This window comes from Comamonas sp. B-9 (assembly GCF_000410635.1).
Lineage (GTDB): Bacteria > Pseudomonadota > Gammaproteobacteria > Burkholderiales > Burkholderiaceae_C > Comamonas.
The window spans coordinates 408-1,629 of record NZ_KE148622.1 but is presented as its reverse complement, the minus strand read 5'-3'; the positions used below and the strand labels follow the sequence as shown (position 1 = coordinate 1,629).

Here is a 1,222-nt window from a genome sequence, read left to right as displayed (position 1 = left end):
GGCGTCGGCCCGGCCGGCGCGCGCGAGCGCGCGGCGGATGCGCGGCAGGTTGCGCCCCACCTTCATCACCACCAGCGCATCGGCCGTGTCCATGCGGCGCACCAGCTCGTCTTCAGACAGGGTGCCGGTCATCACGCTCAGCACATCATCACCCCAGGTGATGGGCTCACCGGTGGCATGCCAGCAGCCCACCATGCCGGGGATGCCGGGGACCACCTGCAGGTCTACATCGCCACGCGCACGCAGCCGCGTGTAGAGGTGCATGAAGGAGCCGTAGAGAAAGGGGTCGCCTTCGCAGAGCACGATGACCTGTTCCTGCCGGGCCAGCGCGGCCAGGCGCAGGCACCAGTCGTCGTAGAACTGGGCCAGCTGCTGCACATAGGCGGGGCTGTCCACCGGGATTTCGGTGGTCACCGGGTACTCCATCGGGTACTCGGCGGCCTGGACGCTGAGCATGCCCTCGACCAGCTGGCGCGCCTTGCCGGGCCGGCCTTTCTTGCGGAAAAAGGCCACATGACGGGCGCCGCGCACCAGGCGGTCGGCCTTGATGCTCATCAGTTCGGGGTCGCCCGGGCCCAGGCCCACGCAGATGATGCCCGGTGCGGCGACGCTGGTCTTATTCAACATGGCTGGCCATGGCGTTGACGGCGGCCACGGTCATCGCCGAGCCGCCCAGGCGCCCGCGTACGATCATCGCCGGCACTGGCAGGTCCTGCATCAGCGCCTCTTTGGACTCGGCCGCGCCGATAAAACCGACCGGAAAGCCAATGATGGCCGCAGGGCGGGGGCAGCTCGGGTCCTGCAGCATGTTGAGCAGGTGAAAGAGGGCGGTCGGCGCATTGCCAATCGCCACCACGGCGCCGGCCAGGTGCGGGCGCCACAGCTCCAGCGCCGCAGCGCTGCGGGTATTGTTCATTTGCTGCGCCAGCTCGGCCACAGCGGGCTCGTGCAAGGTGCAGATCACCGGGTTGCCAGCGGGCAGGCGCGAGCGGGTAATGCCTTCGCTGACCATGCGCACATCGCAGAGCACGGGCGCGCCGGCCTCCAGCGCGCGCTGGCCTGCTGCGACCGCGCCAGCGGAGAACTGCACATGCGCGGCCAGCTCCACCATGCCGGCGGCGTGGATCATGCGCACCGCCACGCGCTCCTCACCGGGGGTGAAGCGCTGCAGATCGGCCTCGCGGCGAATGGTGGCGAAGGACTGCCGGTAGATCTCGGCGCC

The 1,222-nt window shown here is 69.5% G+C and carries 2 protein-coding genes; both read right to left on the bottom strand.

Annotation, left to right across the window (positions count from 1 at the left end; genetic code table 11):
- Positions 1-627 (bottom strand): precorrin-2 C(20)-methyltransferase (gene cobI, locus H928_RS0117210; protein WP_043340819.1); only part of this gene is annotated, 627 nt, incomplete at its 3' end.
- Positions 617-1,222: precorrin-8X methylmutase (locus H928_RS28460; protein ID WP_043340818.1), on the bottom strand; the 606-nt coding region annotated here is incomplete at its 5' end. The genes cobI and H928_RS28460, both read right to left, overlap by 11 nt.